This is a genomic window from Hydrogenivirga sp. 128-5-R1-1, assembly GCF_000171895.1.
Window position 1 is genome coordinate 1 of the sequence record NZ_ABHJ01000541.1, and the last position, 1016, is coordinate 1016.

General features: G+C 32.7%; 2 protein-coding genes. One reads left to right on the plus strand and one right to left on the minus strand.

The features are described 5' to 3' along the window. Positions 1 to 657, plus strand: a 657-nt coding sequence (locus HG1285_RS00085) for a tRNA guanosine(34) transglycosylase Tgt (RefSeq protein ID WP_008289763.1), incomplete at its 5' end; no start/stop codon positions are given. Here HG1285_RS00085 and HG1285_RS00080 read toward each other — a convergent pair. After that, on the minus strand, positions 650 to 1016 hold a 367-nt coding region (locus HG1285_RS00080; protein ID WP_008289764.1), incomplete at its 5' end, for a DUF2914 domain-containing protein. The two genes, HG1285_RS00085 and HG1285_RS00080, sit on opposite strands and share 8 nt — an antisense overlap.

Consider the following 1016-nt stretch of genomic DNA (forward strand, 5'->3'; position numbering starts at 1 on the left):
CCATGTGAATATGAACAGGCAAAAGACGCTGTTTTTAAAACGATTAGATGGCTTGAAAGGTCAAAAAAAGTAAAGAAAAATGACTGGCAGGCTTTATTTGGCATTATTCAAGGTTCCGTTTATGAAGATTTAAGAATTGAAAGTACAAAAATGACAGTAGAACTTGAAATGGACGGATATTCAATAGGAGGTTTATCTGTAGGGGAGCCCTGGGAATATATGTATAGAATGACAGAAGTTGTAGTTCCTTTAATTCCGGAAAACAAACCAAGGTATTTAATGGGAGTTGGAACACCAGAAAACATAATTGAAAGTGTGGATAGGGGTATAGATATGTTTGACTGTGTAATGCCCACAAGAAATGCACGAAACGGTACACTTTTTACACATTTTGGAAGAGTAAATATAAAGGCTGCTAAGTATAAATTAAGTAAAGAGCCAATAGACCCTTTATGTGATTGCTATACCTGTAAAAACTTTTCAAAAGGTTATGTAAGACATCTTTATAACGCCGGTGAAATAACAGCAATGATACTTGGAACAATCCATAATATAAGGTTTTATAACAAAATGATGGAAGATATAAGAAAAGCGATAAAGGAGAATAGGTTTAAGCAGTTTAAAAATGAGTTTTTATATAGATATTCTTCTACTTAATTAGGAACTCTTTAGATGCCACTATACTTCCATTTGCGTCTTTTACAATTACTCTCCATTTTCCTTTCCACGCAGGGATTATTCTTTTTGAACTCCATGTCCTAAATAATGGACTTCTTATATCTAATTTTACAGAAGCCATTAGTTTTCCTTTGTAATACCACTGATGAACTATATAAGTAGGAACTTTAAAAGCTCTCACCTTTGTCCAGCAGTAAACCCTTTTAATACTTGAAGGGAATTTGGTAGAAACATTAACAGGGACTCTATTTACCACTTTTTCTGCAAACTTCATATCAACAATTTCAGCTAAAACATCTTCTTGTGAAAAAGAAATATTGCTAAAAACTATAGAAAAA